The sequence below is a fragment of the Tenacibaculum sp. HL-MS23 genome (genome assembly GCF_032463465.1).
Taxonomy (GTDB): Bacteria; Bacteroidota; Bacteroidia; order Flavobacteriales; family Flavobacteriaceae; genus Polaribacter; species Polaribacter bernardetii.
Genome location: NZ_CP135989.1, coordinates 2398002 through 2422311, shown reverse-complemented (window position 1 = coordinate 2422311; position 24310 = coordinate 2398002). Strand labels below are relative to the sequence as shown.

25 protein-coding genes and 2 tRNA genes are annotated in these 24310 nt (G+C 31.1%); 17 read left to right on the top strand and 10 right to left on the bottom strand.

Annotated features, from left to right (window positions below; genetic code table 11):
* Window positions 1–14 precede the first annotated feature (14 nt).
* Entirely contained in the window at window positions 15–422 is a 408-nt protein-coding gene (locus tag RRF68_RS11330; RefSeq protein WP_315944414.1) for an HYC_CC_PP family protein, read from the bottom strand.
* Window positions 423–532: 110 nt separating this feature from the next.
* Between RRF68_RS11330 and RRF68_RS11325 the strand changes: the two genes are divergently transcribed.
* From RRF68_RS11325 to rodA, 8 genes are all read left to right on the top strand, one after another.
* Window positions 533–985 carry a GAF domain-containing protein gene (locus RRF68_RS11325; protein WP_275316480.1) on the top strand — a complete coding sequence of 151 codons (453 nt, stop codon included), beginning with the start codon at window positions 533–535 and terminating at the stop codon, window positions 983–985.
* Between the two features lie 79 nt (window positions 986–1064).
* On the top strand, window positions 1065–1190 hold the full coding sequence (locus RRF68_RS11320; RefSeq protein ID WP_255554302.1) for a hypothetical protein: 126 nt from the start codon (window positions 1065–1067) through the stop codon (window positions 1188–1190).
* A gap of 137 nt (window positions 1191–1327) precedes the next feature.
* Window positions 1328–2854, top strand: coding sequence for a bifunctional phosphoribosylaminoimidazolecarboxamide formyltransferase/IMP cyclohydrolase (gene purH, locus RRF68_RS11315; protein WP_315944413.1), 1527 nt, complete (start codon window positions 1328–1330; stop codon window positions 2852–2854).
* An 82-nt stretch (window positions 2855–2936) separates the two neighbouring features.
* On the top strand, window positions 2937–3965 hold the full coding sequence (locus RRF68_RS11310) for a rod shape-determining protein (protein ID WP_218772219.1): 1029 nt from the start codon (window positions 2937–2939) through the stop codon (window positions 3963–3965).
* A gap of 20 nt (window positions 3966–3985) precedes the next feature.
* Window positions 3986–4792 carry a rod shape-determining protein MreC gene (gene mreC, locus RRF68_RS11305; RefSeq protein WP_315944412.1) on the top strand — a complete coding sequence of 269 codons (807 nt, stop codon included), beginning with the start codon at window positions 3986–3988 and terminating at the stop codon, window positions 4790–4792.
* Window positions 4785–5291, top strand: coding sequence for a rod shape-determining protein MreD (mreD, locus tag RRF68_RS11300; protein WP_315944411.1), 507 nt, complete (start codon window positions 4785–4787; stop codon window positions 5289–5291). Before mreC ends, mreD begins: the two co-directional genes overlap by 8 nt.
* A gap of 54 nt (window positions 5292–5345) precedes the next feature.
* Window positions 5346–7229 carry a penicillin-binding protein 2 gene (gene mrdA, locus RRF68_RS11295; RefSeq protein ID WP_315944410.1) on the top strand — a complete coding sequence of 628 codons (1884 nt, stop codon included), beginning with the start codon at window positions 5346–5348 and terminating at the stop codon, window positions 7227–7229.
* Window positions 7210–8487, top strand: coding sequence for a rod shape-determining protein RodA (gene rodA, locus RRF68_RS11290; RefSeq protein WP_315944409.1), 1278 nt, complete (start codon window positions 7210–7212; stop codon window positions 8485–8487). The genes mrdA and rodA overlap by 20 nt, the downstream gene beginning before the upstream one ends.
* A 178-nt stretch (window positions 8488–8665) precedes the next feature.
* On the opposite strand, the gene rpsT is transcribed toward rodA, so the two are convergent.
* The 4 genes from rpsT to proS form a co-directional block, all read right to left on the bottom strand.
* Window positions 8666–8917, bottom strand: a complete 252-nt coding sequence (gene rpsT / locus RRF68_RS11285) for a 30S ribosomal protein S20 (RefSeq protein WP_218772214.1) — start codon at window positions 8915–8917, stop codon at window positions 8666–8668.
* A 35-nt stretch (window positions 8918–8952) separates the two neighbouring features.
* Window positions 8953–9024, bottom strand: a tRNA-Glu gene (locus tag RRF68_RS11280).
* Between the two features lie 121 nt (window positions 9025–9145).
* A tRNA-Glu gene (locus tag RRF68_RS11275) sits at window positions 9146–9217 on the bottom strand.
* 342 nt (window positions 9218–9559) lie between these two features.
* Entirely contained in the window at window positions 9560–11038 is a 1479-nt protein-coding gene (gene proS / locus RRF68_RS11270) for a proline--tRNA ligase (protein ID WP_315944408.1), read from the bottom strand.
* Window positions 11039–11183: 145 nt separating this feature from the next.
* On the opposite strand from proS, the gene RRF68_RS11265 reads away from it, so the two are divergent.
* The 5 genes from RRF68_RS11265 to RRF68_RS11245 all read left to right on the top strand — a co-directional run bounded on the left by RRF68_RS11265 (window position 11184) and on the right by RRF68_RS11245 (window position 16186).
* On the top strand, window positions 11184–12344 hold the full coding sequence (locus RRF68_RS11265) for a hypothetical protein (RefSeq protein WP_315944407.1): 1161 nt from the start codon (window positions 11184–11186) through the stop codon (window positions 12342–12344).
* Between the two features lie 48 nt (window positions 12345–12392).
* Window positions 12393–13745 (top strand): hemin receptor, encoded by a 1353-nt coding sequence (locus RRF68_RS11260; RefSeq protein ID WP_315944406.1) that lies wholly within the window; start codon window positions 12393–12395, stop codon window positions 13743–13745.
* Between the two features lie 103 nt (window positions 13746–13848).
* Window positions 13849–14742, top strand: coding sequence for a NifU family protein (locus RRF68_RS11255; protein WP_315944405.1), 894 nt, complete (start codon window positions 13849–13851; stop codon window positions 14740–14742).
* A 12-nt stretch (window positions 14743–14754) separates the two neighbouring features.
* A complete protein-coding gene (ubiE, locus tag RRF68_RS11250; protein ID WP_218772209.1) occupies window positions 14755–15483 on the top strand; it encodes a bifunctional demethylmenaquinone methyltransferase/2-methoxy-6-polyprenyl-1,4-benzoquinol methylase UbiE in 729 nt (242 codons plus the stop codon).
* A 1-nt stretch (window position 15484) separates the two neighbouring features.
* A complete protein-coding gene (locus tag RRF68_RS11245; protein WP_218772208.1) occupies window positions 15485–16186 on the top strand; it encodes a porin family protein in 702 nt (233 codons plus the stop codon).
* A 307-nt stretch (window positions 16187–16493) separates the two neighbouring features.
* On the opposite strand, the gene RRF68_RS11240 is transcribed toward RRF68_RS11245, so the two are convergent.
* From RRF68_RS11240 to RRF68_RS11220, 5 genes are all read right to left on the bottom strand, one after another.
* Window positions 16494–17312, bottom strand: a complete 819-nt coding sequence (locus tag RRF68_RS11240; protein ID WP_315944404.1) for a mechanosensitive ion channel family protein — start codon at window positions 17310–17312, stop codon at window positions 16494–16496.
* Between the two features lie 18 nt (window positions 17313–17330).
* Complete coding sequence (locus tag RRF68_RS11235; RefSeq protein ID WP_218772206.1) at window positions 17331–17525, bottom strand: hypothetical protein; 195 nt, start codon at window positions 17523–17525, stop codon at window positions 17331–17333.
* 5 nt (window positions 17526–17530) lie between these two features.
* Window positions 17531–18100 carry a sigma-70 family RNA polymerase sigma factor gene (locus RRF68_RS11230; protein ID WP_315944403.1) on the bottom strand — a complete coding sequence of 190 codons (570 nt, stop codon included), beginning with the start codon at window positions 18098–18100 and terminating at the stop codon, window positions 17531–17533.
* A gap of 150 nt (window positions 18101–18250) precedes the next feature.
* A complete protein-coding gene (locus tag RRF68_RS11225; RefSeq protein ID WP_315944402.1) occupies window positions 18251–18376 on the bottom strand; it encodes a sigma-70 region 4 domain-containing protein in 126 nt (41 codons plus the stop codon).
* 134 nt (window positions 18377–18510) lie between these two features.
* The gene (locus tag RRF68_RS11220; RefSeq protein ID WP_315944401.1) at window positions 18511–18816 is read right to left on the bottom strand and encodes an RNA polymerase sigma factor; all 306 of its coding nucleotides are present in this window, start codon (window positions 18814–18816) and stop codon (window positions 18511–18513) included.
* A 221-nt stretch (window positions 18817–19037) separates the two neighbouring features.
* Between RRF68_RS11220 and RRF68_RS11215 the strand changes: the two genes are divergently transcribed.
* The 4 genes from RRF68_RS11215 (at window position 19038) to RRF68_RS11200 (ending at window position 24014) form a co-directional block, all read left to right on the top strand.
* Window positions 19038–19901, top strand: a complete 864-nt coding sequence (locus RRF68_RS11215; RefSeq protein ID WP_028890199.1) for an RNA polymerase sigma factor RpoD/SigA — start codon at window positions 19038–19040, stop codon at window positions 19899–19901.
* A gap of 1028 nt (window positions 19902–20929) precedes the next feature.
* Entirely contained in the window at window positions 20930–21586 is a 657-nt protein-coding gene (gene rpe, locus RRF68_RS11210) for a ribulose-phosphate 3-epimerase (protein WP_315944400.1), read from the top strand.
* 12 nt (window positions 21587–21598) lie between these two features.
* Window positions 21599–22231 carry a Crp/Fnr family transcriptional regulator gene (locus RRF68_RS11205; RefSeq protein ID WP_218772202.1) on the top strand — a complete coding sequence of 211 codons (633 nt, stop codon included), beginning with the start codon at window positions 21599–21601 and terminating at the stop codon, window positions 22229–22231.
* 265 nt (window positions 22232–22496) lie between these two features.
* Window positions 22497–24014, top strand: a complete 1518-nt coding sequence (locus tag RRF68_RS11200; RefSeq protein WP_315944399.1) for a hypothetical protein — start codon at window positions 22497–22499, stop codon at window positions 24012–24014.
* Window positions 24015–24310 lie beyond the last annotated feature (296 nt).

Genomic DNA, 24310 nt, shown 5'->3' with positions numbered 1-24310 from the left:
AAAGAATTATAAAATCATATAATATATACTTCGTGAAGTACCTGAATATCATAAACTAAATCAGGTTGAGAATAATATTGATGAAAATTGGGTTGATTTTCATCGTTTTCAAATAATAGATCGTAAGAACTATAAAAAGCTACAAATAATTTAACTTGCTGAAAACTTATTTTTTTTGAAGATACTTTTTGTATTTTATCCTGTCCATCTATCTGATGCACTTCATCTTTACAGCATTTCTTTTTAATTACTGTTGCGCAATCATCTTTTTCACCTTCATTACAACTACTAGTTTCTCCTACATAAGAAACATCAACTAAAAAATCACCACAATAATGTTTAGCTACCGTAAAAGAAAAGGTAGAAAACAACACTAATAAGGCTAATGTTATGGTTGATATTTTAGTAATTACTTGTTTCATTGAATGCAAAGATACGAAAAATTAAAAATTTGTTTTTTAAAACAATTGTTAAAACTATTTTTGTAAGTTATTAGCTCGAATTACGAATAAGACTAAAAAACGTATCAATAATGAATTTACAAGAATTAAAAAACAATATAGATCAGATAACTGAAAGCAATGCTATTAAAGGAGAGAAGTTACAGCAAATTTGCGATTACTTAGCTGCTGAAGTTTCATATTACGATTGGGTAGGTTTTTACTTTAGAAATGGAGATAAAGAGGAATTAAAATTAGCTGAATTTAATGGCGAACCTACAGAACATACGATTATACCTTTTGGTAAAGGTATCTGTGGACAAGTTGCGGTTAGTAATGAAAATTTTGTAGTACAAGACACCAAAGAACAAGATAATTATATTTCTTGTGGTTGGAAAGTAAAATCTGAAATTGTAATCCCTATTTTTGTTAATAACGAGAACATTGGTCAAATAGACATTGACTCTCACACTATTAACCCTTTTACGGCAAATGACGAAGAATTATTAGAGTATGTTTGTAAAAAAGTAGCTTCTTTTATATAAATTTCACGTAAACGTTTGATTATTAGGTTTTTTATCCTTAAGTTTGTATTCTTATTAACCCCACATAATCCCCTAAATTATGAGTACCAAAGAATATCCCTCTTATGCTGCGTTAGGCAATCCTAATGCTCGTACAAAAACACGACAATCTTTTTTCGAAAAAATTACAGTATGGTTTCACGATTTCTTAGAAAACGCTGAATAATACTTTTGTTTTTTTGCAAAAAACACCACCAAATCTCTTAGAGATTTGGTGGTGTTTTCGTTTTACAATAAGCAAAAATAATTATTGTATAACCTTTACTGTTTTAGTAGCTTTGTTCACTTAACAACACAACAACAATGAACAATACAAAAACTATTAAATCTGCCCTAATTTCGGTATTTCATAAAGACGGATTAGCCCCTATAGTAAAAAAACTTAATGACTTAGGTGTTATTATATACTCTACCGGAGGAACTGAGAAATTTATAAAAGATTTAGGAATTAACGTAGTGCCTGTAGAAGAAGTAACTTCTTATCCTTCAATTTTAGGAGGTCGCGTAAAAACATTACACCCTAAAGTATTTGGAGGTATTTTAAACCGTCAAGACCACAAAGGTGATGTTGCTGAAATGCAAGAGTATAATATTCCTCAATTAGATTTAGTAATTGTAGATTTATATCCTTTTGAAAAAACAGTAGCTTCTGGTGCTCCAGAACAAGATATTATTGAGAAAATTGATATCGGAGGTATTTCATTAATCCGTGCAGCTGCAAAAAACTTTAAAGACACTGTGCTTGTTTCTTCAATGGAGCAATACAGCGATTTTTTAAACCTTATTACAGAGAGTAACGGAAATACATCAATTAGCGATAGAAAAAAATTAGCTGCTAAAGCTTTTAATATTTCTTCTCACTACGATACGGCTATCTTTAATTATTTTAATGAAGATGAAGTTGTATACAAAGCAAGTGAAACCAACTCTAAAACCTTAAGATATGGTGAAAACCCACATCAAAAAGGATATTTCTTTGGTGACTTAGAGGCTATGTTCGATAAATTACATGGTAAAGAATTAAGCTATAACAATCTTTTAGATGTTGATGCTGCAGTTAACTTAATGAACGAGTTTTCGGGTGAAGCACCAACTTTCGCTATTTTAAAACACAATAACGCATGTGGTTTCGCACAAAGAAAAACAATTCACCAAGCTTATGTAGATGCCTTGGCAGGTGATCCTACTTCTGCTTTTGGAGGTGTTTTAATATCAAATACTAAAATAAATAAAGTTACCGCCGAAGAAATTCATAAACTATTTTGCGAGGTAGTAATTGCTCCTTCTTATGACTCCGATGCTTTAGAAATTTTAAAAGGTAAGAAAAACAGGGTTTTATTAATTCAGAAAGCAGTAACATTACCTACCCAAACTGTTAGAACTGCGTTAAACGGAGTTTTAATACAAGATAAAGATAACATTACTGATAAATTAGAAGATTTATCATATCCTACAAATACGAAACCATCAGAAAGTGAGTTAGATGATTTGCTATTTGCGTCAAAGCTGTGTAAAAACACAAAATCGAATACAATTATTTTAGTAAAAAACAAACAACTACTTGCTGGCGGAACAGGACAAACGAGTAGAGTTGATGCTTTAAAACAAGCTATTGACAAAGCAACTAGTTTTAATTTTGATTTAAAAGGAGCGGTTATGGCAAGTGATGCCTTTTTTCCTTTTCCTGATTGTGTAGAGATTGCAAATAACGCAGGAATACAAAGTGTAATTCAACCAGGTGGTTCTATTAAAGATCAATTAAGTATAGATTACTGTAATAACAACAATGTTTCTATGGTTTTTACAGGTACAAGACATTTTAAACATTAAGTAACATTGAGTGTAAAATACCCGCAGATTTTTATTAGATTTGTGAGAATACATTAGAAACAGGTAAAACAAAGGAGTTTATATGGGATTTTTCGATTTTATGACAGAAGATATTGCAGTCGATTTAGGTACTGCAAACACGCTTATCATTCACAATGGTAAAGTTGTTATCGACAATCCGTCCATCGTTGCACGTAACCGATTGACTGGTAAAATTATTGCCACGGGTCATGAAGCAAGCAGAATGCAAGGAAAAACTCACGAGAACATAAAGACTATACGTCCTTTAAAAGACGGAGTGATTGCTGATTTTCAAGCATCTGAAGAGATGATTAAAGAATTTGTAAAGCAAATCCCGGCTATCAAAAAGAAGTTTTTTCCTCCTTCATTACGAATGGTTATTTGTATTCCTTCAGGAATTACAGAGGTTGAAAAACGAGCAGTTATAGACTCTGGTCGCCATATGAATGCGAAAGAGATATATTTAATTTTCGAACCAATGGCTGCTGCAATTGGTGTTGGTATCGATATTATGGAGCCGAAAGGAAACATGATTATAGATATAGGTGGTGGTACTACTGAGATTGCGGTAATTGCCTTAGCTGGTATTGTATGTGATCAATCAGTAAAAGTTGCTGGTGATTTATTTACGAGTGACATTATGTATTACATGCGTACACAACACAATTTACACGTTGGTGAAACTACTGCCGAGAAAATAAAGTTACAAATTGGCTCTGCGACTGAAGACCTTGACAATCCTCCAGAAGATATGATGGTACAAGGACGTGATTTATTAAGTGGTAAACCTAAACAAGTGCAAGTATCTTATAGAGAAATTGCAAAAGCATTAGACAAATCGATATTACGTATTGAAGATGCTGTTATGGAAACATTATCTAAAACTCCGCCCGAATTAGCTGCTGATATTTATAACACTGGTATTTATTTAGCTGGTGGTGGTTCTATGCTTAGAGGATTAGATAAACGCTTATCTAGAAAAACAGATTTACCCGTATACATTGCCGAAGATCCACTTCGTGCCGTAGTAAGAGGAACTGGTATTGCTTTAAAAAACCTTGAAAAATACAAGTCTGTATTGATCAAATAAATATTGAATGATTATTATATATGCAACAGCTTATCTATTTCTTTCAGAGGTATAAAAACTTCTTGTTTTTTCTATTTCTAGAAATTATTGCTGTTGCATTAATCATTAACAACCATTCTTTTCATAAAAGTAAATTTATTAGTTCTACTAATTTTATAACTGGTGGTGTTTATCAAAAATCATCAGAATTATCCGAATACCTTAGCTTAAAAAGCAGAAACAAAGAATTATCCGAAGAAAATACGCGTCTTAAAAATAAATTGGATCAACTTTCTATAATTACTGATACTATTAGCAAAACGATTGATAGTGACCAAAACTTCTTATACATTAACGGAAAAATCACAAATAACTCCTACAGTAAACCAAATAACTTTATCACTATAAACAAAGGTTCTGCACATGGTGTTAATGCTGAGATGGCTGTTATAAATAGTAAGGGAATTATTGGCATTACAGATAATACAAGCGCTAAATTCGCAAGAGTACAGTCTATTTTAAATTCTAATAGTAGAATTAATGTTGGGTTTAAGAACAACAATTATTATGGTACACTAAAGTGGGACGGACTAGATTACAACAGTGTTCAGATAACAGATATACCACGCCAGGCAGTTTTTAAAATAGGTGATACCATTATTACAGGTGGTAAATCTACTATTTTTCCTAAAGGAATTCCTGTTGGTACTATTAGTGAAGTTCCTGAAAACCTTTCTGCTTCAAACACTATTGATGTGAAGTTATTTAACGACATGGCTAACTTAGGGCATATTTATATTATTACCAGTCTTAACAAAGAAGAAATTAAAAGAATTGAAGATGAATAGAACGATTTATATCATATTTTTATTTTTTTTCCTTTTATTATTACAAGTACTTGTGCTAAACAATGTTTTGTTTTTGGGGTATATAAATCCGTACTTGTACATTGTCTTTGTTTTTTTATACCCTTTAAACTCTAATAGATTTCCTTTTTTAACTTTAGCCTTTATATTAGGATTATCTGTTGATGCTTTTTCTAACTCAGGCGGAATACATGGTTTTTCTATTTTATGTATCGCTTATATAAGGCTTTTTTTTATCAAAACAATCTTTAAAAAGCACGAACCTGATTATTTATTATTCAGTTTAAGGCTCGAAACATTTGATAAAGTTTTTAATTATACCGTAATTTTAACACTAATTCACCACTTCATTTTATTTAGTTTAGTTAACTTTAGTTTTTACAATTTATCAGAAGTACTTCTAAACACAATATATTCGAGTGTGTTTACGTTAGTATTGTATTTTTTAGGTCGCTTTATATTTAGAAAAAAGCTAACTTAAGTCTTCTTAAACTAAAAACTATTTCTTTTTAACTAGTAAAATCACTAATAATAAATGAAACGTAGTTTCTTACTTATATTTTTAATCACCCTTATTGGACTAATTTATATTGTTAGGTTGTTTCAATTGCAAGTTATTCGTGGCACAGACCAAAACCCAACACAAAGCTCTGCTGTTAAGATTGAATATGATTACCCAGAACGTGGTTATATATACGATCGTAATAACAAATTATTAGTAGCAAATCAATTATCATATGATGTAATGGTAGTTCCTAAAGATGTGGAACCATTAGATACTCTAGAGTTTTGCGCCCTTTTAAAAATAACAAAAGAAGACTTTAAAAAAAGATATAACAAAGCTGAAAAATATGCTCGATGGCTACCTTCTAAGTTTCTAAAACAATTAGCGAAAGAAGATTTTGCTTATCTACAAGAAAAACTACCAAAATACAAAGGTTTTTACATTCAAAAACGTATTATTAGAAATTACCCTATTGATACTGGCGCCAATATTTTAGGTTTTATTGCTGAAGTAAACGAAAAAAAAGCAAGAACAAATGATTACTATGAACAAGGAGAGTTAATAGGTAAACTTGGGGTAGAAAAACAATACGAAGGAGTTCTTAGAGGTGTTAAAGGTAAAAAGCGTTTTAAAAGAAATAACTTAAATAAAATTACCGGTTCGTATAAAGATGGTAAATTCGATACACTTGCTGTTACCGGTAAAGATTTAACACTTACTATTGATAGCGAATTACAACAATACGGCGAATTATTAATGAAAGGAAAAAGAGGTGGTATTGTAGCTATCGAACCAAAAACTGGTGAGATTTTAGCTTTAATAACAGCACCTTCTTACGACCCTAATTTATTGGTTGGTAGAAAAAGATCTCCTAATTCAGTAAAATTATTTAATGATACCATAAACATGCCAACTTTTGACCGTGGATTGCAAGCTATGTACCCTCCTGGCTCTCCATTTAAAATTCTGAATGGATTAATTGGCTTACAAGAAGAGGTTATTGATAAAGACTTTGGTGTGTATTGTCACCATGGATACAGATACGGAGCACGTAAAAATGAGTTCATGGGATGCCACTGTGGTATTACAGGTAGACCAATTCGTTTAAAAACCGCTATTGCCAAATCATGTAACAGTTATTTTGCCACAACTTATAAGAAAATTATTGATAAAACTGGTGATCCTAAAGAAGGAATGGAAAACTGGAACAAACACGTTGAAAGTTTTGGTCTCGGAAATTACCTTGGCTATGACTTACCTGCAGGAAGAAAAGGAATGGTACCTAATGCTGATTTTTACAACAAGTGGTATAAAAATAAATGGCAATCAACCTATACTATTTCAAACTCAATTGGTCAGGGTGAAATACTTGCAACTCCTATGCAACTAGCAAACATGACTGCTGCAATTGCTAATAAAGGTTACTTTTACACACCACATATTGTAAAAAAAATTGATAATAAAACAGTTACAGATTCTGCATATTCTACTCGTAGAAATACTACTATAGACCCTAAACATTTTCCTATCGCTATCGAAGCAATGCACGAAGTTTTTACATACGGAACCGCTAAGTGGTATCAAATAAAAGGAATTGAAATTTGTGGAAAAACAGGAACTGCTGAAAATAAAATTAAAATGATAGATGGAGAAAAGGTACAAGCCCAAGATCATTCTATTTTTATTGCTTTTGCCCCTAAAGATAATCCTAAAATCGCTATTGCAATTTTTGTAGAAAATGGAGGGTATGGCTCAACAATAGCAGGACCAGTAACTAGCCTTCTCATTGAAAAATACCTTAGAGGCTCAATTACAAATAAGCGCCTTGAAGACCGTATGATTAATATGAGTCTTCAAAAAGAATATGATAAATTAATTAAAAAGAAAGACACCCTTGCGTCAGGAACGAAATAACATATTTGAAGGCATCGATTGGTTGCTAGTTTTTATCTATATTATACTTGTTGGTTTCGGCTGGATGAATATTTACGCATCTTCATCAACAGATGAAACTAGAGATGTTTTCGACTTTTCTACTAAGTACGGGAAACAATTAATTTTTATATCCTTAACAATTCCTGTTATTATTCTTATTCTTTTCTTTAATTCGAAATTTTACGAGCAATTTGCAAGTGTTTTATATATATTCTCTTTAATACTACTAGCCGGGGTTTTTGTTTTCGGAAAAAAAATTAACGGAGCTACATCTTGGTATAATTTCGGTGGCATTGGTTTACAACCTTCAGAATTTGCAAAGGCATTTACTGCATTAGCGCTTGCTAAACTAATGAGTGACCGTAAGTACAACTTAAAACTAATAAAAAACCAAGTAAAAACATTTGTTATAATATTTTTACCTGCATTTCTTATTGCATTACAGCCAGATATGGGTTCTGTTTTAATTTACTTTGCTTTCTTTTTTGTCTTAAACAGAGAGGGATTAAGTTTAGTATATTTAATATTTGGTGCCGTATCTATACTTTTATTTATATTAACTATTTATTTCGGAGCCAAACTAATCCTTATTATTTGTTTAGCCCTCATCACTCTTGCAACCATCTATGCTGTATATAAAAATAAACGATTTATTAGGTTTAACGCCTTTAGAATAGTTGCTCTGTATATATTTACAAGTTTATTTGTTTTTGGCATTGGCTATATGTATGATAACATTCTAGAACAACATCAAAAAGACAGATTTGATATTTTATTAGGAAAGGTTACAGATACAAAAGGAATTGGATACAACTCTTATCAATCAGAATTAACAATTAGTTCTGGTGGTTTTTTTGGTAAAGGTTTCTTACAAGGCGATCGAACACAAGGAGATTTTGTTCCTGAGCAACATACAGATTATATATATAGTACAGTTGGGGAAGAATGGGGATTCTTAGGAAGTTCTCTCGTAATAATACTATTTATGTTACTTTTATATCGTATTATATACTTATCAGAAAAGCAAAATAATAAATTTAGCCGTATATACGGTTATGGCATAGCCTCTATCATATTCTTTCACTTAATTGTAAATATAGGTATGGTTATAGGCTTACTACCAACTATCGGAATCCCTTTACCTTTTTTCAGTTACGGAGGCTCTTCTTTATGGGGTTTTACACTACTCCTATTTATTTTCATAAGATTAGACGCTCACAAGAAATACGATTGGTAAAACAACCGTTATTAATCTCTTGCAGACACTAGGATAAAACTTAATACACGTATTCTAAAAAGGTTTTTAGTAAAATCTATACCATAAATCAAACATCTTATTTATATCAAACAAGAGCGCACAAAAAAACGCTTCGATAAAATCGAAGCGTTTTTTTATTTTGTAGCTTTAAATTGTCTTATAAAGATGCAACGTGCTTAGCTAATTTAGATTTTAAGTTAGCTGCTTTATTCTTATGAATAATGTTATTTTTAGCTAATTTATCTAACATAGATACAACAGTAGAAAACATACCTTCTGCTTCCTTCTTGTCTTCAGACGCTTTTAATCTCCTAACAGCATTACGAGTTGTTTTATGCTGATATTTGTTTCTTAAACGCTTAGCGTCGTTACTTCTAATTCTTTTTATTGCTGACTTGTGATTTGCCATTATACTAGATTCTTAATTGTTTATAAAAAACTTTGTAGTCCGTACGGGAATCGAACCCGTGTTACATGGATGAAAACCATGCGTCCTAACCCCTAGACGAACGGACCAAAACAATCATTCTGATTGCGGGTGCAAATATACAATACTTTTTGATATTTGCAATAATTTTATTTTTTTTAATTAACTAATAAAAGATTTAAACTCTTTTAAAAAACTAACTAAACTTTGTAGTCCGTACGGGAATCGAACCCGTGTTACATGGATGAAAACCATGCGTCCTAACCCCTAGACGAACGGACCAAAACAAGCAGTTTTTCCTGATTGCGGGTGCAAATATAGTAACAGTTTTTATTCCTACAAAGCTTTTTTATTTTTTTTTGCTGTTTTTTATATCACTTTAAAATACCCTATCTTAAAAACAAAACCTAATAAGATAGTTTTCAGTACTATTTCGATACAAAAAGGTAAAAATTACCCACAAAAAAACATGAAATAATTTCATTTGACTTCAATTAAATTACCTTACGAATCTATTTTAAGGTTAAAAAACATATGATAATCTAAAATAAGATTTGCCCTTATAAACTTTAGCGGAAAAAATAAGAATAAAAAACCCTGCGTTTGCAGGGTTTTTTATTCTTATTAATATGCTTTCGCAAAAAGAACCTTTTTAGAGGATGGGTTCCCTGTAAATATACACTTCCCTACTTCCTCTTTAGCATCGTTAGGAATACACCTAATGGTTGCTTTTGTTAATTCCTGAATCTTATCTTCTGTCTCAGTCGTTCCGTCCCAGTGAGCAGACACGAAGCCTCCTTTATTTTCTATTACATCTTTAAATTCATCAAAAGTTGCAACCTCAGTAGTGTGAGCTGCTCTATAATCTAAAGCTTTTTTAAATAAGCTCTCCTGAATCTCTTCTAATAGATTAGCAACAACATTTACTACTTCATCTATAGCAATCGTTTGCTTCTCGAAAGTATCACGACGTGCAACTTCAACAGTACCATTTTCTAAATCGCGGTTACCCATTGCAATTCTAACCGGCACACCTTTTAGTTCATATTCAGCAAACTTAGCTCCTGGTCTATAAGTATCTCTATCATCAAACTTAACAGAAACTCCTTTTTTACGCAATTCTTTAACGATTACGTCTACTTTCTCTGAAATAGCAGCTAATTGCTCTTCTCCTTTATATATAGGGACAATAACAACTTGAATTGGCGCTAATCTCGGAGGCAAAACTAATCCTGCATCATCTGAATGTGTCATAATTAAACCACCAATTAAACGTGTTGAAACTCCCCAAGATGTAGCCCAAACGTATTCTTTCTTTCCTTCTTTAGAGGTATATTTCACATCAAAAGCTTTTGCAAAATTCTGACCTAAAAAGTGAGATGTTCCTGCCTGTAAGGCCTTTCCATCTTGCATTAATGCTTCAATAGTTAAAGTATCATCTGCACCTGCAAAACGTTCACTTTCAGATTTAGCTCCTTTTACTACTGGCATTGCCATAAACTCTTCAGCAAATGTTGCATACACTTCTTGCATTTGTTTTGCTTCAGAAATAGCTTCTGCTTTTGTAGCGTGTGCGGTATGCCCTTCTTGCCATAAAAATTCGGCAGTACGTAAAAATAAACGTGTACGCATTTCCCAACGAACTACATTTGCCCATTGATTTATTAATAATGGTAAATCACGGTATGATTGTATCCAACCTTTATAGGTATTCCATATAATAGCCTCAGAAGTAGGACGAACCACTAATTCTTCCTCTAACTTAGCTTCAGGATCTACTCTTAATTTCCCTGGTTTATCAGGATCACTCTGCAAACGATAATGCGTTACAACAGCACATTCTTTTGCGAATCCTTCTGCATTTTTCTCTTCAGCCTCAAATAAACTTTTAGGTACAAAAAGCGGGAAATAAGCATTTTCATGCCCAGTTTCCTTAAACATTCTGTCTAATTCTGCTTGCATTTTTTCCCAAATAGCAAATCCGTAAGGTTTTATAACCATACATCCTCTTACTGCCGAGTTCTCAGCTAAATCAGCTTTTACAACTAATTCGTTATACCATTTAGAGTAATCTTCTTCTCTTTTTGTCAAATGTTTGCCCATAATCAAAAGTTTGGCATAAATATTGTTATTTTTTATGCGTAAATTGTCTATGCAAAACTACATTAAAAAGGGTACAAGCCCAACAAAGAAATAATATTTTGCAACAGATTTTCGAATTAGTTTTTAATAACCTAAAAAATCAGCCATGAAGTTATATTACGCCAAAACCAAGCTCCCTATTTATATTCTATCTTTATTTATGATAATAACACTTGTTTCTTGCGGAACAATGCAAACGGTTGCTGACAGTGGTGATGGTATTTATGCTGACACTCCTCAAGAACAACCTCAAAGAAGAGTTATTATTGCTGATGAAAATGAATATCAGGAATATGAAGAAAACTATTTTACCAAAGAAATTGAACGTTTAGGCGCTTTAAACGGCACCGATATTTTTACTGACATTGAAAACTACACTTCTGATGACGCTGATTACAATGAAGAAGAAGATGTTATATATGAAGAAGAAAATAATATTAATTATAACAATAATGAACCTTGGGGTTATAATGATAGTAATAGTGATGTTGTAATAAACATAAACACTTCACCAAGATGGGGTTATTACAATCAATGGGATAATTTTTACGGATATAATAACTTCAACAATCCTTGGTGGGGACCAAGACATTATGGTTACGGTTGGGGATATAACAATTACTGGAGTCCTTATGATTATAGAAGGTTTAATAACCGAGGTTTTTATGTTGGTTTTGGAGGTTTTTATAACCCGTATTACAGAAATAACTTTTACAATAATCGTTATTATAGAAACAATCCTTATTACAGACCTTATAGAGGTGCTAATTATTATAGAGGCTATAGAACAGCTTCAAACTCAAGAAGAGGAACAATTGGATACAGAAAAGGCTATACTAATAATAACCGAAAATATTCTACTTCTAGAAGGTCTTCAAAAACCTACAGAAGAAGCAACACTAATTCTACACGCTCTACACAAGGTATAAAATCAAGAAGAAGCTCTAACAAAAGATACACAAAAGGATATAACCCTAACGGAAACAGATCTGTAAAAGGAACAAGAGGTAACCGAAGTAGTCGTAGCAGTTCTACAAGAAGTACTAAAAACAACAGATCTTCTTCTAAATCGAACAAAGGAAGCTCTTCTAGTTACAGAAAAAGTAAACAGCCTAAGAGCAATAGTAACTATTCTTCGCGAAGCAAAAGTTCAAGAAGTTATTCTACTCCATCTAGGAGCTCAAATAGCTCTTCGTCTAGAAGTAGTTCCAGTAGAAGTTCAAGAAGCTCTTCTAGTAGCAGAAGCTCTAGGGGCGGTAGGAGATAATTATAATCCATTTTTCTAAATAGATTTTAAAACTAATTAACAAAAAACATGAAAAGAATTTTAATTTTCGCGACTCTGATCGCTAGTACTTATAGTGCCTTTTCTCAATCATTAAGCTATAATGATTTAGGTATTCTTTTTTCTAAAGATGGTAATTACGGAACAGCTCGTTTTGAAAGTATGAGTGGCGCATTCGGTGCTTTAGGAGGTGATATTTCTTCTTTTAGCGTTAACCCTGCAGGTGCTGCCGTTGCGCAAAAAAGTGTATTTTCAGTAACTCTAGGCAACAGAAACACCGAGTATTCATCTATGTATTACGGTAACACCACAAACACACAAGACAATTATTTTGACGTTAGCCAAGCTGGTGGTATTTTAACTTTTGACACCGCTTATAACAGTGATTGGAATCGTTTTGCATTAAGTTTTAATTACAGAATTAAAAAAGATTTTAACGCATTTTATTCAGCTGAAGGTAATAGTAATCGCCTATTCTACAACGAACATGTTGCTGACACAAAACCCACAAAAACACAGTTTGATGCAAGTGTCGACCAATATAACTCTAGCAAAACAGAAGGTGAAGCAAGTGTATTTAATATAGGGTTCTCTGCCGTACACCAAAACAAATTATTTGTAGGAGCCTCTTTAAACTTTCATGATTTAGAGTTTTACAGAGAAGCTTATTTTAATGAAGTTAATGACGATGTTGACGGGAATATTTTAGATGTAGAAAGTTATACAGAAACTTACATACAAGGAAGCGGATTTTCTCTTGGCTTAGGTTTCATCTATAAAGTAAATCAAAACATAAGAATTGGTTTAGCTTATGAAACTCCAACTTGGTATCAAGAAGTTATTGAAGATTATTATGATGAATTGATAATGAATGAAGTTGATGCTTTAAATATTGATGAAGATTTTGATGTTATTGGTCCAGATTCTTATGCTTATAAATTTAAATCACCTGGAAGACTAACTGCCAGTGGTGCTTATATTTTTGGTAAACAAGGTTTAATTAGTGTTGATTATACCTATAAAGATTATAAAAACATTAAATTTAATGATGGTGATTTTAATCAAGAAAACGCAAACTTCTCAAATGACTATCGAAATACACACGCTTTAAACATTGGTACAGAATGGCGTTTCGACAAAATGAGTATTCGAGGTGGATATCATTATGAAAAGGACCCAAACTTACTTTTAGGAGGCAATACCAATAAAGATAATATCAAAGGATATTCAGCTGGTTTAGGTTACAACTTCGGAAACATGAAGTTTGATTTATCTTACAGTAATTACGAAAACAGACAATATTATACAATCTATAATCCTGGTGATTTAAACATAGATAACAATACTAGTAGAATTTCAGGAACCCTTACTTTTAGCCTATAATTCTATCCTAAACAATATATATAAAACATCCTGCTTTTGCAGGATGTTTTATATATACATATCTCACTTTTTTACCGTAATTTTGCACTTTACTTTACAACCTATGAGCACACTAAAAATAACATTACAAGAAACTAATAACGAAACCATTCTTAAATTTGTGAGTAACAAAATTTTAGTAAACGGTGGTAGTTACGAGTTTAACAATATAGACGATGCTAAAAACTCACCTTTAGCGCAACAACTTTTTTACCTTCCTTTTGTAAAAAAAATACTAATCACTGCTAACTTCATTGCTATTCAGCGTTTTGATATTGTTCAATGGGATGATGTTGAAGAAGAAGTTCGCCAACAAATAGAAAACTATTTACAAGAAGGTAATACGCTTGTACAAGAGGAAACAACTAAAAAAGATGCTGTTGAAGTGTATGCTGAAGTTACGCCAAACCCGGCTGTAATGAAGTTTGGTTCAAACAAAGCACTTACGCAAACAGATGTTGAGTTTAAAAACATTGAAGAAGCTAGTAAATCATCTCCTTTAGCAACAGAATTATTTGGATTCTCATTTGTTAAAGAAATTTTCATTTCTGAAAACTACGTATCTATTACAAAATACGATATGATAGAATGGAATGAAGTTCATCAAGAAATTCGTTCATTTATTAGAACCTATATTCAAGACGGAAAAACAATTATACAAGAACTTCCGAAACAGCAAACAACGCAAAATGTTGAAATCCCGAAAGAAGATTTAACAGAGACAGAAGCTAAAATAGTTGACATTTTAGATGAATACATAAAACCTGCTGTAGCTTCAGATGGAGGAAACATTGCGTTTCAATCCTACGATAAAGAAACAAAAAGAGTGAGTGTAATTCTTCAAGGCGCTTGTAGCGGATGCCCGTCATCAACTGTTACTTTAAAAAATGGTATTGAAACCATGCTTAAAGATATGCTACCAAATCAGATTAACGAAGTAGTTGCTATTAACGGATAATTTTAAAATCACATGTCTAAAACCATCAAACCATACAAAAATTCTGAATTAGGAAAAAAAGAACAAGTAGCAAAAATGTTCGATAATATTTCTGAAGATTACGATGGCCTAAACCGCGTTATCTCTTTAGGAATTGATGTAAGTTGGCGAAAAAAAGTGGTGAAATTAGTTGGCGAAAATAATCCGCAGCAAATATTAGATATTGCTACCGGAACAGGCGATTTAGCTTTAATGATGGCGAAATTAAATCCGCAAAGAATTGTAGGTTTAGATATATCTGCAGGAATGCTAGAAGTTGGAAAACAAAAAATAGCAAAAGCAGACTTAAGTGATAAGATTGAAATGATTGTTGGCGATAGCGAAGACATGCCTTTTGATGATAATACTTTCGATGCCATTACAGTTTCTTTTGGAGTTCGTAATTTCGAAAACCTAGATAAAGGTTTAACTGAAATATACCGTATTTTAAAACCCGGAGGTAAATTTGTGGTCTTAGAAACCTCTAACCCTACTAAGTTTCCTTTTAAACAAGGTTATAAGTTTTACACCAATTTTATCTTACCCATTATTGGTAAAATATTTTCAAAAGACAAAGTTGCTTACTCTTATTTATCAGAAAGTGCAAATTCTTTTCCTTTTGGAGAAGCCTTTAACAATATTTTACAAAAAAACGGGTTTAACAATGCAAAGAATTTACCTGTGACTTTTGGAGTCGCATCAATTTATACCGCTTTAAAATAGTATGTTAAAAAAACTTTTGTTCTTCGGATTTTTCGCATTTATCACAATTAGCTTTCAAGCGCAAAGTGAAAAGATATTAAACCTTCCTAGTTTTGATAAACCGATATTTCATTATGGTTTTTACCTAGGTTTAAATAATAATGGATATAAAGTTGCCTACAAACCTAGCTCATTTAATAATGCTGAGATAGAAGTAAGTTCATCTATTGGGTTTAATGTTGGTTTAATTGCTGATTTAAGGTTACATAACAATATTAACCTGCGTTTTGAGCCTGGTTTAATGTCTAACACTAAAACATTGCGTTTTAAACATATTGTTGGAACAGAAAATCAGAAAGAAAGAGAAGTCGGTGCCACATATTTACGTCTACCTTTTATCTTAAAACTTAGCACCAACAGACTTAATAATATTAGACCTTATGTATTAGGAGGTATATCATATGATTATAATTTTTCTAGTAACGAAAGTAATAGTGATGATAATTTTGGTGGTGAATTTAGAACCACTTCTAGCAATATAATGTACGAAGTTGGTATTGGAATAGATATTTACTTAAGTTACTTTAAGTTCTCCCCTTCTATTAGAGGAGTATTTGCTGTTAATAACGAAGCTGTTTACGATAATACAAGCCCAAGTCAATGGACAGATCCTATTGACTTCTTAGGTACAAGAGGAGTGTTTTTACACTTATCTTTCGAATAACAAAAAGCCACTGTTAACAGTGGCTTTTTTATGCTCTTAATTTACTTAAAAGAAAAAATGACTTCCGTTACCGGAAGTCATTTTAGTTAACTACTAGATGATAGATCCCCCCGAATCTATCATCTAGCAGTTTGACACCTCTTTTTTAATTAAGTCACTTTTTTTACAAAAAAAATGACCATCTTTCGATGGTCATAACGACAAAGATAAATCTTTATCTATAAGATAGAAGTCCCCCGAAATCTATCATTTTCTTAATTTACTTTTCATTATTATCAACAAATATAAAATAAAAACCGACAAATCATTAATTTTTAACAACTATTTTACTGTCTACCACCTCCTTAATAGGAAAAACGACTTTTCCTTCAGCTGTTTTAATGGTTAAACAAATATTATCTATAGCTATTACAACACCTTCAACATCACCTATAATAACTTCTTTACCAATACTTACATTTTTCCTCGAATAATAACCATAAAGTAATCTTGTAACCACCTCTTTTGCTCCTAAACCAAAGGCTAAAGTGAACGCTAATAGAACAGAACCTATTAAAAGAGTTAGGTTGCTTTTAATTACTGATGTATCTACACCTGCTTGATCTAGTGCTGTTATTGACAGAAAAATTACTATTAAATAAAAAGCGATATTTCCTACAAGGTTTCCTCCTGATATTTCTAACGATTTAAACATTGTTTGTATTGCCTTCTTAACCATTGTACCTAAATAGGCCCCAGCTACAAAAATACCTAACGCTGTTAATAGTTTTGGTAAATATGCAAAAAAGCTTGTAATACCTTCTGAAACAACTATCAAACCAAAGATATTAGATCCAGCCATTACAAAGGTTAAAATTAAAAACCATTTTAAAACCGCGAGTATTGCATTTGTTAATACTATATTTATGGTAGAATTACCAAATATTTGAGTTTCACTTAATTTTTTAGACCATTCATCAATCTTTGTTTTTGTTAATGCTTTTCTAACAATAAACAAAAAGAGTTTGATGATTAACCATGATAACAATACAAAGCAGATAAAACCAAGTACTGTTGGTAGTGAATCAATAATATTCTGAAAAATATTTTTAAAAGGCTTAATAATATCAATTTGTAATATAATCATAGTTTCGTATTGGTTCTGTTATTCGTTGCTGTTAAATTCATTTTTAGATGCACCACCACCTAATAAATCAGCAATTGTACTTGGGTATTTAACCACAAATAAATCAGCGATATCTATCGATAGTTTAATCATTGCCACATCGTTTAGCACTTTTCCTTTAAGTGCCTCTGGCAATTCTTCATTATGTAATATTTTCTTAAATGGGTTCTCCATAATTATTACAGTGCATTATATGCTTTTATAACTTTTTCTTTTGCTCTTTTTAAACGCATTTTTACTGCGCTATCTCCTAATTCTAATGCTTCTGAAATTTCTCTTATACTCATATCATCTTGATATTTCATTAATAAAATCATCTTTTCTGAAACCTGTATTTTCTCGAGTGCCTTTGCTAACTTATCAGCTTTTAACTCAAATAACGATTCATCATCAATTTCATCTTCATTACTCTCTTCTTTAATATTGTCTGTTACAACAGTTACTTTTTCTTTTTTCTTCTCTTTATTTCTTTGTACATAATTTACACAAAAATTATAGGTAAAAGAATACAACCATGTAGAAAACTTAGACCTTCCTTTAAAAGTTCTTAATTTTATAAATAATTTAATGAACACATCATGTGTTAAATCTTGGGCCTCTTCTTTATTATTTGAAAAACCATAACATTTGTTATACACAATACCAGCGTATCGGTCATATAAAACAGCGAATAAATGAGTGTCATTTTTTTCTACTATTTTACTAACTAGCTCCTCATCGCTTAGTTTTGTATCATCAATGGGTTTCAATAGCTAATTTTGGTTCTAGATTTGCAATTAGGCATCTAATCAATTTAGACACTTCTTTACAAAAAAGGTTACTATATATTTGTTATACATGACAAATTTAACATTTCATCATCAATAAAAATTTTTTTTAAAGAAAAAAATATGAAGTTATTATAGTTCATTATAAATTTTTACAACTTTTTCTTTTGTTCTTTTCAATCGCATTTTTACTGCGCTATCCCCTATATTTAATATTTCTGAAATTTCTTTAATACTCATATCTTTTAGATATTTCATGATTAATAATTCCCTCTCTAAAACACATAAAATATTTAAACTTCTTTGTAATTTAAGAATCTTTAGCTCAGAATAGACAATATTTTCTATTTCATCTTGATTAGTTTTTTCCTTAATATTATCTGTTACTATTGTTACTTTTTCTTTTTTTTCTCCTTATTTCTTTGTATGTAATTCACACAGAAATTATAGGTAAAGGAATATAGCCACGTAGAAAATTTAGACACACCTTTAAAATTTTTTAATTTTAAAAATAACATAACAAATACATCTTGTTTTAAGTCTTCTGCTTCTTCTTTATTTTTAGAAAAGCCATAACAATTAATATATACAAACTTTGAAAAGCGTTGATATAATTCTGCAAAAAGCATGTTATTATTAGTTCTAATTATTTCAAAAACTAAATCTTCATCTGTCATTTCTAATATAATATCATTCATTCTATTTATGTATTTATTACACAAATTAAATGAACGTTTAATCTCAAAAATTTTAAAAACGTTTAGGCAGCATCATTTATCTTCCAAACAACATAATGTATCGGTGAATCGTTTTAAATTTATATTTCGAAAAAGTTTTATTTTTTTTGTAACATTATTGAAACTTCATACGTATAAGCTAATGTAGACGGATAGATGAATTAAAAATAGTACTTAATTAGATGAGACAACTAAAGATTACCAAGCAGGTTACTAATAGAGAAACCGCATCATTAGATAAATATTTACAAGAAATAGGAAAGGTAGATTTAATTACTGCTGATGAAGAAGTTGAATTGGCACAAAGAATTAAAGCTGGTGACCAAAGAGCTTTAGAAAAATTAACGAAGGCCAACTTGCGTTTCGTTGTTTCGGTAGCAAAGCAATATCAAAATCAAGGTTTAACATTACCTGATTTAATTAATGAAGGTAACTTAGGTTTAATTAAAGCGGCAAAACGTTTTGATGAAACTCGTGGTTTTAAATTTATCTCTTATGCTGTATGGTGGATTCGTCAATCGATATTACAAGCATTAGCAGAACAATCTCGTATTGTACGTTTACCGTTAAACAAGATTGGTTCTATCAACAAGATTAACAAAATGTATGCTTTCTTAGAGCAAGAAAACGAAAGACCGCCAAGTCCTGAAGAAATTGCTAAGAAGTTAGATATGACAGTGAACGATGTAAAAGAGTCTATGAAAAACTCTGGTCGTCACGTATCAATGGATGCTCCTTTAATTGAGGGTGAAGACTCTAACCTGTACGATGTATTAAACTCAGGTGAATCTCCAAACCCAGATAAAACATTATTACATGAATCTTTACGTATCGAAATTAACCGTGCGTTAGAAACATTAACACCTCGTGAGGCTGATGTTGTAAAATTATACTTCGGTTTAGGAGAACACCAACCAATGACTTTAGAAGAAATCGGTGAAACGTTCGATTTAACTCGTGAACGTGTGCGTCAGATTAAAGAAAAAGCAATCAGAAGATTAAAACACACTTCTAGAAGTAAAATTTTAATGACTTACTTAGGATAGAAGTCATAGACTTCTTTTAGTATCTCAGTTATGCTTCACAAAAGCATCAAACATATATAAAACTCTCAAATTCATTTTCGGGAGTTTTTTTATTTGAAGCTATTTCCCGCTTTCCTCTCTATCTTTTTATGCTGCTATTCCGAAGCTTGTATTTTACAAACTTTAGTAATCTTATAATTAAAAAGTAGATTGCTTCGTACATCACAATGACGCTTATTTATTTTAAGCATAAAAAGGATGTCACTTCAAATACAACGTATTCAACAACGCTATAAAATATAAAAGCGGAGTTAATCTGAGCTAAAACTATTTACCAAATTTATTATATACTTTATATTAAAGTGTTTTTTTTAGATATAAACGTCATGCTGAATTTATTTCAGCATCACATAAAACTAAGAACTATGGTAAATCAGGATGCGAAACTGAAATAAATTCAGTTTGACAGATTTGATTTTTTAACGATAAGAGGTTTTTAAATGAAGTTTAAACAAGTTCTAAATAAAATAGTAAAACTCTCAAATTCATTTTTCGGGAGTTTTTTTATTTGAAGCTATTTCCCGCTTTCCTCTCTATCTTTTTATGCTGCTATTCCGAAGCTTGTATTTTACAAACTTTAGTAATCTTATAATTAAAAAGTAGATTGCTTCGTACGTCGCAATGACGCTTATTTATTTTAAGCATAAAAAGGATGTCACTTCAAATACAACGTATTCAACAACGCTATAAAATATAAAAGCGGAGTTAATCCGGACTAAACTTAAACCTTTTACAATGGCATACTTTTAATTTTTGCTAGAATTCAAATTGTATGAAACGGCAAGCATCCAAAGAACGTAGTGGTCTGGATGCAATAGTGGAATACAATGCTAGAATTCAAAAAAATTAAAATAAGACTAGATTTTTGTTTCTTTTCAGCAATGGAAAAGAAAAAAAGAGAATTAAAATTACCATTCTTATATTTAAATTTCAAAAAGCAAAGCCTAATTAATTATCTTTACACTACATAACAACACAACAACAAACAAATGAGTAAATTAATTGCACCATCAATTTTAGCGGCAGATTTTGCAAATCTTCAAAGGGACATCGAAATGGTAAACAATAGTGATGCCGATTGGTTTCATATTGATATTATGGACGGCGTTTTTGTACCAAACATATCTTTCGGAATGCCTGTTTTAAAAGCGATAACGAAACACGCCAAGAAAACAATCGATGTACATTTGATGATTGTTAATCCTGATCAGTACATTCAAACATTTGCAGATTTAGGAGCCGATATTTTAACGGTACATTACGAAGCTTGTACACATTTACATAGAACAATTCAAGCTATAAAAGCTGCAGGAATGAAAGCCGGAATTGCCTTAAACCCCCACACACCAATTGCTGTTATAGAAGACGTAATTGCCGATTTAGACTTGGTTTGTATTATGAGTGTAAATCCTGGTTTTGGCGGACAATCTTTCATAGAAAATACCTATAAAAAAGTAACTCAATTAAAACATTTAATCGAGTTTTCGAATTCTGAATGTCAAATAGAAATTGACGGGGGAGTAACCAATAAAAACGCGAACAAACTTATTGAAGCTGGCGCTGATGTTTTAGTAGCTGGTAGCTATGTTTTTAAAAGTGATAACCCTGCCGAAACTATTAAAACACTAAAAGAATTGGCTAACTAAAACTAAAATAAATTGATAGAAAAAATTAAACAACATTACGGTTACTTATTTGAAGATGATTTAATTAACGAAATCGCTAATGTTGCCGTTTATAAAGAATTTAAAGAAGACACTATTATTATTGATGTTGATAGTAATATGGTCTCTATTCCTTTAATAATTAGCGGCGCTATTAAAATTTTAAGAGAAGATAAAGAGGGAGAAGAATTAGTTTTATATTATATAGAAAAGGGAGATACTTGTGCGATGACACTTTCTTGTTGTATGGGAGAAACAAAAAGTAAAATCAAAGCAATTGCCGAGACGGATGTTACATTATTAATGATACCTAAAAACAAAATGTCCGAGTGGTTAAGTAAATACAAAAGTTGGCAAGAGTATATTTTACTAAGCTATCATTCTAGACTTAATGAATTCATTGAAGCTGTAGATTCTATTGCTTTTTTAAATATGGATGAGCGTTTATATAAATACCTTAAAGATAAGGCTATGGTCGTTGGCAATGATGTCTTAAATGTTACTCATTTACAAGTAGCTAATGACTTACACACTTCTAGAGTTGTCATCTCTAGATTATTGAAAGCTTTAGAGAAACAATCGAAGATAGAATTACATAGAAATCAAATAAAAATACTAGCTCTTTAATTTTAAGAAAATTAATATGTTATGTAACTTAAGTTACATAACATAAAATAATTCTTATATACTTTAGCACTTTATTAAAAAAGTTCCCCTTTTTATATTCCCCTAAAAAAGCAGTAGATATTTCTACTGCTTTTTTGTTCTTTTTGTGACCGCGAAGGGATTCGAACCCCTAAATATGGCAAAACCTCAAATAACCTCTACAACCACTATAAACAGTACAAAAACACTTCTTACCGTTTAAAAAGATTTAACGAAATCTAAAATAATGGTACATAATCGTGCCAAATATCGTACCAAAACTTTATATTCGTATTATTCTAACTTTGACACTATGGCAACCATTACTTTTTTATACAGGAGCGCAAAAGAAACAGGTAATTTATCTATTCGATTAATTCAAGGAACAGAAATAGATTTACGAGTATCTACAAAAATTCAATCAAAAAAACTTTACTGGTTTAAAAGAACTACTATAAAAGGCAAAACCAAATTAAAACACCTTAGAGTTGAAAACATATCTAATACTCATTTAGGAGCAACAAAACACAAAGAGTTTTTAAAAGAGGTTAAAAAAGAAATAACAAACAAACTTTTAATTGACTACAACAATGGCAAACCAATAAACAAAGAGTGGTTAAAAGGTGCAACCTTAGATGTTACCAAAATATTAGACACTACCGATAAAATAACAACGGAAGCAAACAACATAATAAACAAAGAAGAAGCAATTCGTTTAGAGGACGAACGTATTAAAACAGCCAATTTATTAACGTCAGCAGTTGAAAATATGTTTATTAAGTATGCAACAAACCCTAACGAACTAAAGAAATATAAGGTAACCCACAATTTACTTTTAAAGTATCAAAAGAAGAAAAAGAAGAAGTTTACAATATTTGATTTAGGTAGTAAGTTCGCACAATCATTTATTAACTGGTGCATCTTAGAAATGGAGTATCAAAAGTCTTACACTAACTCACAATTAAAAAGACTTAGAAAGTCAGCAGTAGATACTTATGAAGCCGATGACGAATATATTATAAAAGTTAGTAAAACGTTGAGGTCTTTTGATTTATGTAAAGATGTTTATAAAGGTAAAATTGTTATTACACTTGACTACAACGAACTTGATAAAATTGACGATCAAAATATTAAAGGCGTTAAATTAATGGATGCAAAAAGGGCGTTGTTAATTGGATGCGAAACAGGTTTAAGGTATTCAGATATGAACCAACTAATAGACGAAAACATAAAAGAAGTAAAAGGTGTTAAGTACTGGAAGTTTAAGGCAAAGAAAACGGATGCGGTCGTACAAATAACAATATCTAAACGAATAACATATTTAATTGATAAATATGGACTACCTACAACAAATTACCCTGATAACGGCGTTAAATTGAATTTAAACATAAAAGAAGTATGCAGGCTTTCGGGAATAGATGAAAAAGTAAAAGGTAGTAAAACGATTGTTAAAATAATAGACGGCGAAAAAGTAAACAGAAAACAAACAGACCTACACGAAAAACATAAACTAATAACTTCACGAACTTTTAGACGTTCTTTTGCCACTAACTACTATGGTAAAATAGACACTTCACTAATTACAGCAATAACAGGACACAGTACAGAAAATCAACTTCGTGCTTATATATCAAACAACGACGTTACGAACATAGGACGAACCAAAGAACAAATTGACAAATTCCACGAATTAAGAGAACACGAAAAACAACAAGCAAAAGAAAACCCTACAATGCGAGTAATTAAAAACGCATCTAATCAATAAACTACTAAGTTGATTAAAAAACACTATTTAAAAACTAATTGACAACATATAATACAATCCTACACATTACGAATTAGCGTTTTTTACGCAGAATTTGACTAAATTAAAACCAACAATCAGTAAAAAACCTATCTTTTTTACTACTTTAAGAAATAAAAAAACACGTATTTCTTTTATTTTAAACCTCTTTTTATAAAATATTTTTTAAAATTAATGATTATTGCCACGTAGTCAATTAAAGTTCTTTAAAACGCTTTAAAATCGCTTAAAATGAATTATATTTGTATGCACCTCTT

Coding starts and splice junctions, on each gene's coding strand:
- RRF68_RS11330 (WP_315944414.1), bottom strand. CDS start 422: ATGAAACAAGTAATTACTAAAATATCAACCATAACATTAGCCTTATTA.
- RRF68_RS11325 (WP_275316480.1), top strand. CDS start 533: ATGAATTTACAAGAATTAAAAAACAATATAGATCAGATAACTGAAAGC.
- RRF68_RS11320 (WP_255554302.1), top strand. CDS start 1,065: ATGAGTACCAAAGAATATCCCTCTTATGCTGCGTTAGGCAATCCTAAT.
- purH (WP_315944413.1), top strand. CDS start 1,328: ATGAACAATACAAAAACTATTAAATCTGCCCTAATTTCGGTATTTCAT.
- RRF68_RS11310 (WP_218772219.1), top strand. CDS start 2,937: ATGGGATTTTTCGATTTTATGACAGAAGATATTGCAGTCGATTTAGGT.
- mreC (WP_315944412.1), top strand. CDS start 3,986: ATGCAACAGCTTATCTATTTCTTTCAGAGGTATAAAAACTTCTTGTTT.
- mreD (WP_315944411.1), top strand. CDS start 4,785: ATGAATAGAACGATTTATATCATATTTTTATTTTTTTTCCTTTTATTA.
- mrdA (WP_315944410.1), top strand. CDS start 5,346: ATGAAACGTAGTTTCTTACTTATATTTTTAATCACCCTTATTGGACTA.
- rpsT (WP_218772214.1), bottom strand. CDS start 8,917: ATGGCAAATCACAAGTCAGCAATAAAAAGAATTAGAAGTAACGACGCT.
- proS (WP_315944408.1), bottom strand. CDS start 11,038: ATGGGCAAACATTTGACAAAAAGAGAAGAAGATTACTCTAAATGGTAT.
- RRF68_RS11265 (WP_315944407.1), top strand. CDS start 11,184: ATGAAGTTATATTACGCCAAAACCAAGCTCCCTATTTATATTCTATCT.
- RRF68_RS11260 (WP_315944406.1), top strand. CDS start 12,393: ATGAAAAGAATTTTAATTTTCGCGACTCTGATCGCTAGTACTTATAGT.
- RRF68_RS11255 (WP_315944405.1), top strand. CDS start 13,849: ATGAGCACACTAAAAATAACATTACAAGAAACTAATAACGAAACCATT.
- ubiE (WP_218772209.1), top strand. CDS start 14,755: ATGTCTAAAACCATCAAACCATACAAAAATTCTGAATTAGGAAAAAAA.
- RRF68_RS11245 (WP_218772208.1), top strand. CDS start 15,485: ATGTTAAAAAAACTTTTGTTCTTCGGATTTTTCGCATTTATCACAATT.
- RRF68_RS11240 (WP_315944404.1), bottom strand. CDS start 17,312: ATGATTATATTACAAATTGATATTATTAAGCCTTTTAAAAATATTTTT.
- RRF68_RS11235 (WP_218772206.1), bottom strand. CDS start 17,525: ATGGAGAACCCATTTAAGAAAATATTACATAATGAAGAATTGCCAGAG.
- RRF68_RS11225 (WP_315944402.1), bottom strand. CDS start 18,376: ATGAAATATCTAAAAGATATGAGTATTAAAGAAATTTCAGAAATATTA.
- RRF68_RS11220 (WP_315944401.1), bottom strand. CDS start 18,816: ATGAATGATATTATATTAGAAATGACAGATGAAGATTTAGTTTTTGAA.
- RRF68_RS11215 (WP_028890199.1), top strand. CDS start 19,038: ATGAGACAACTAAAGATTACCAAGCAGGTTACTAATAGAGAAACCGCA.
- rpe (WP_315944400.1), top strand. CDS start 20,930: ATGAGTAAATTAATTGCACCATCAATTTTAGCGGCAGATTTTGCAAAT.
- RRF68_RS11200 (WP_315944399.1), top strand. CDS start 22,497: ATGGTACATAATCGTGCCAAATATCGTACCAAAACTTTATATTCGTAT.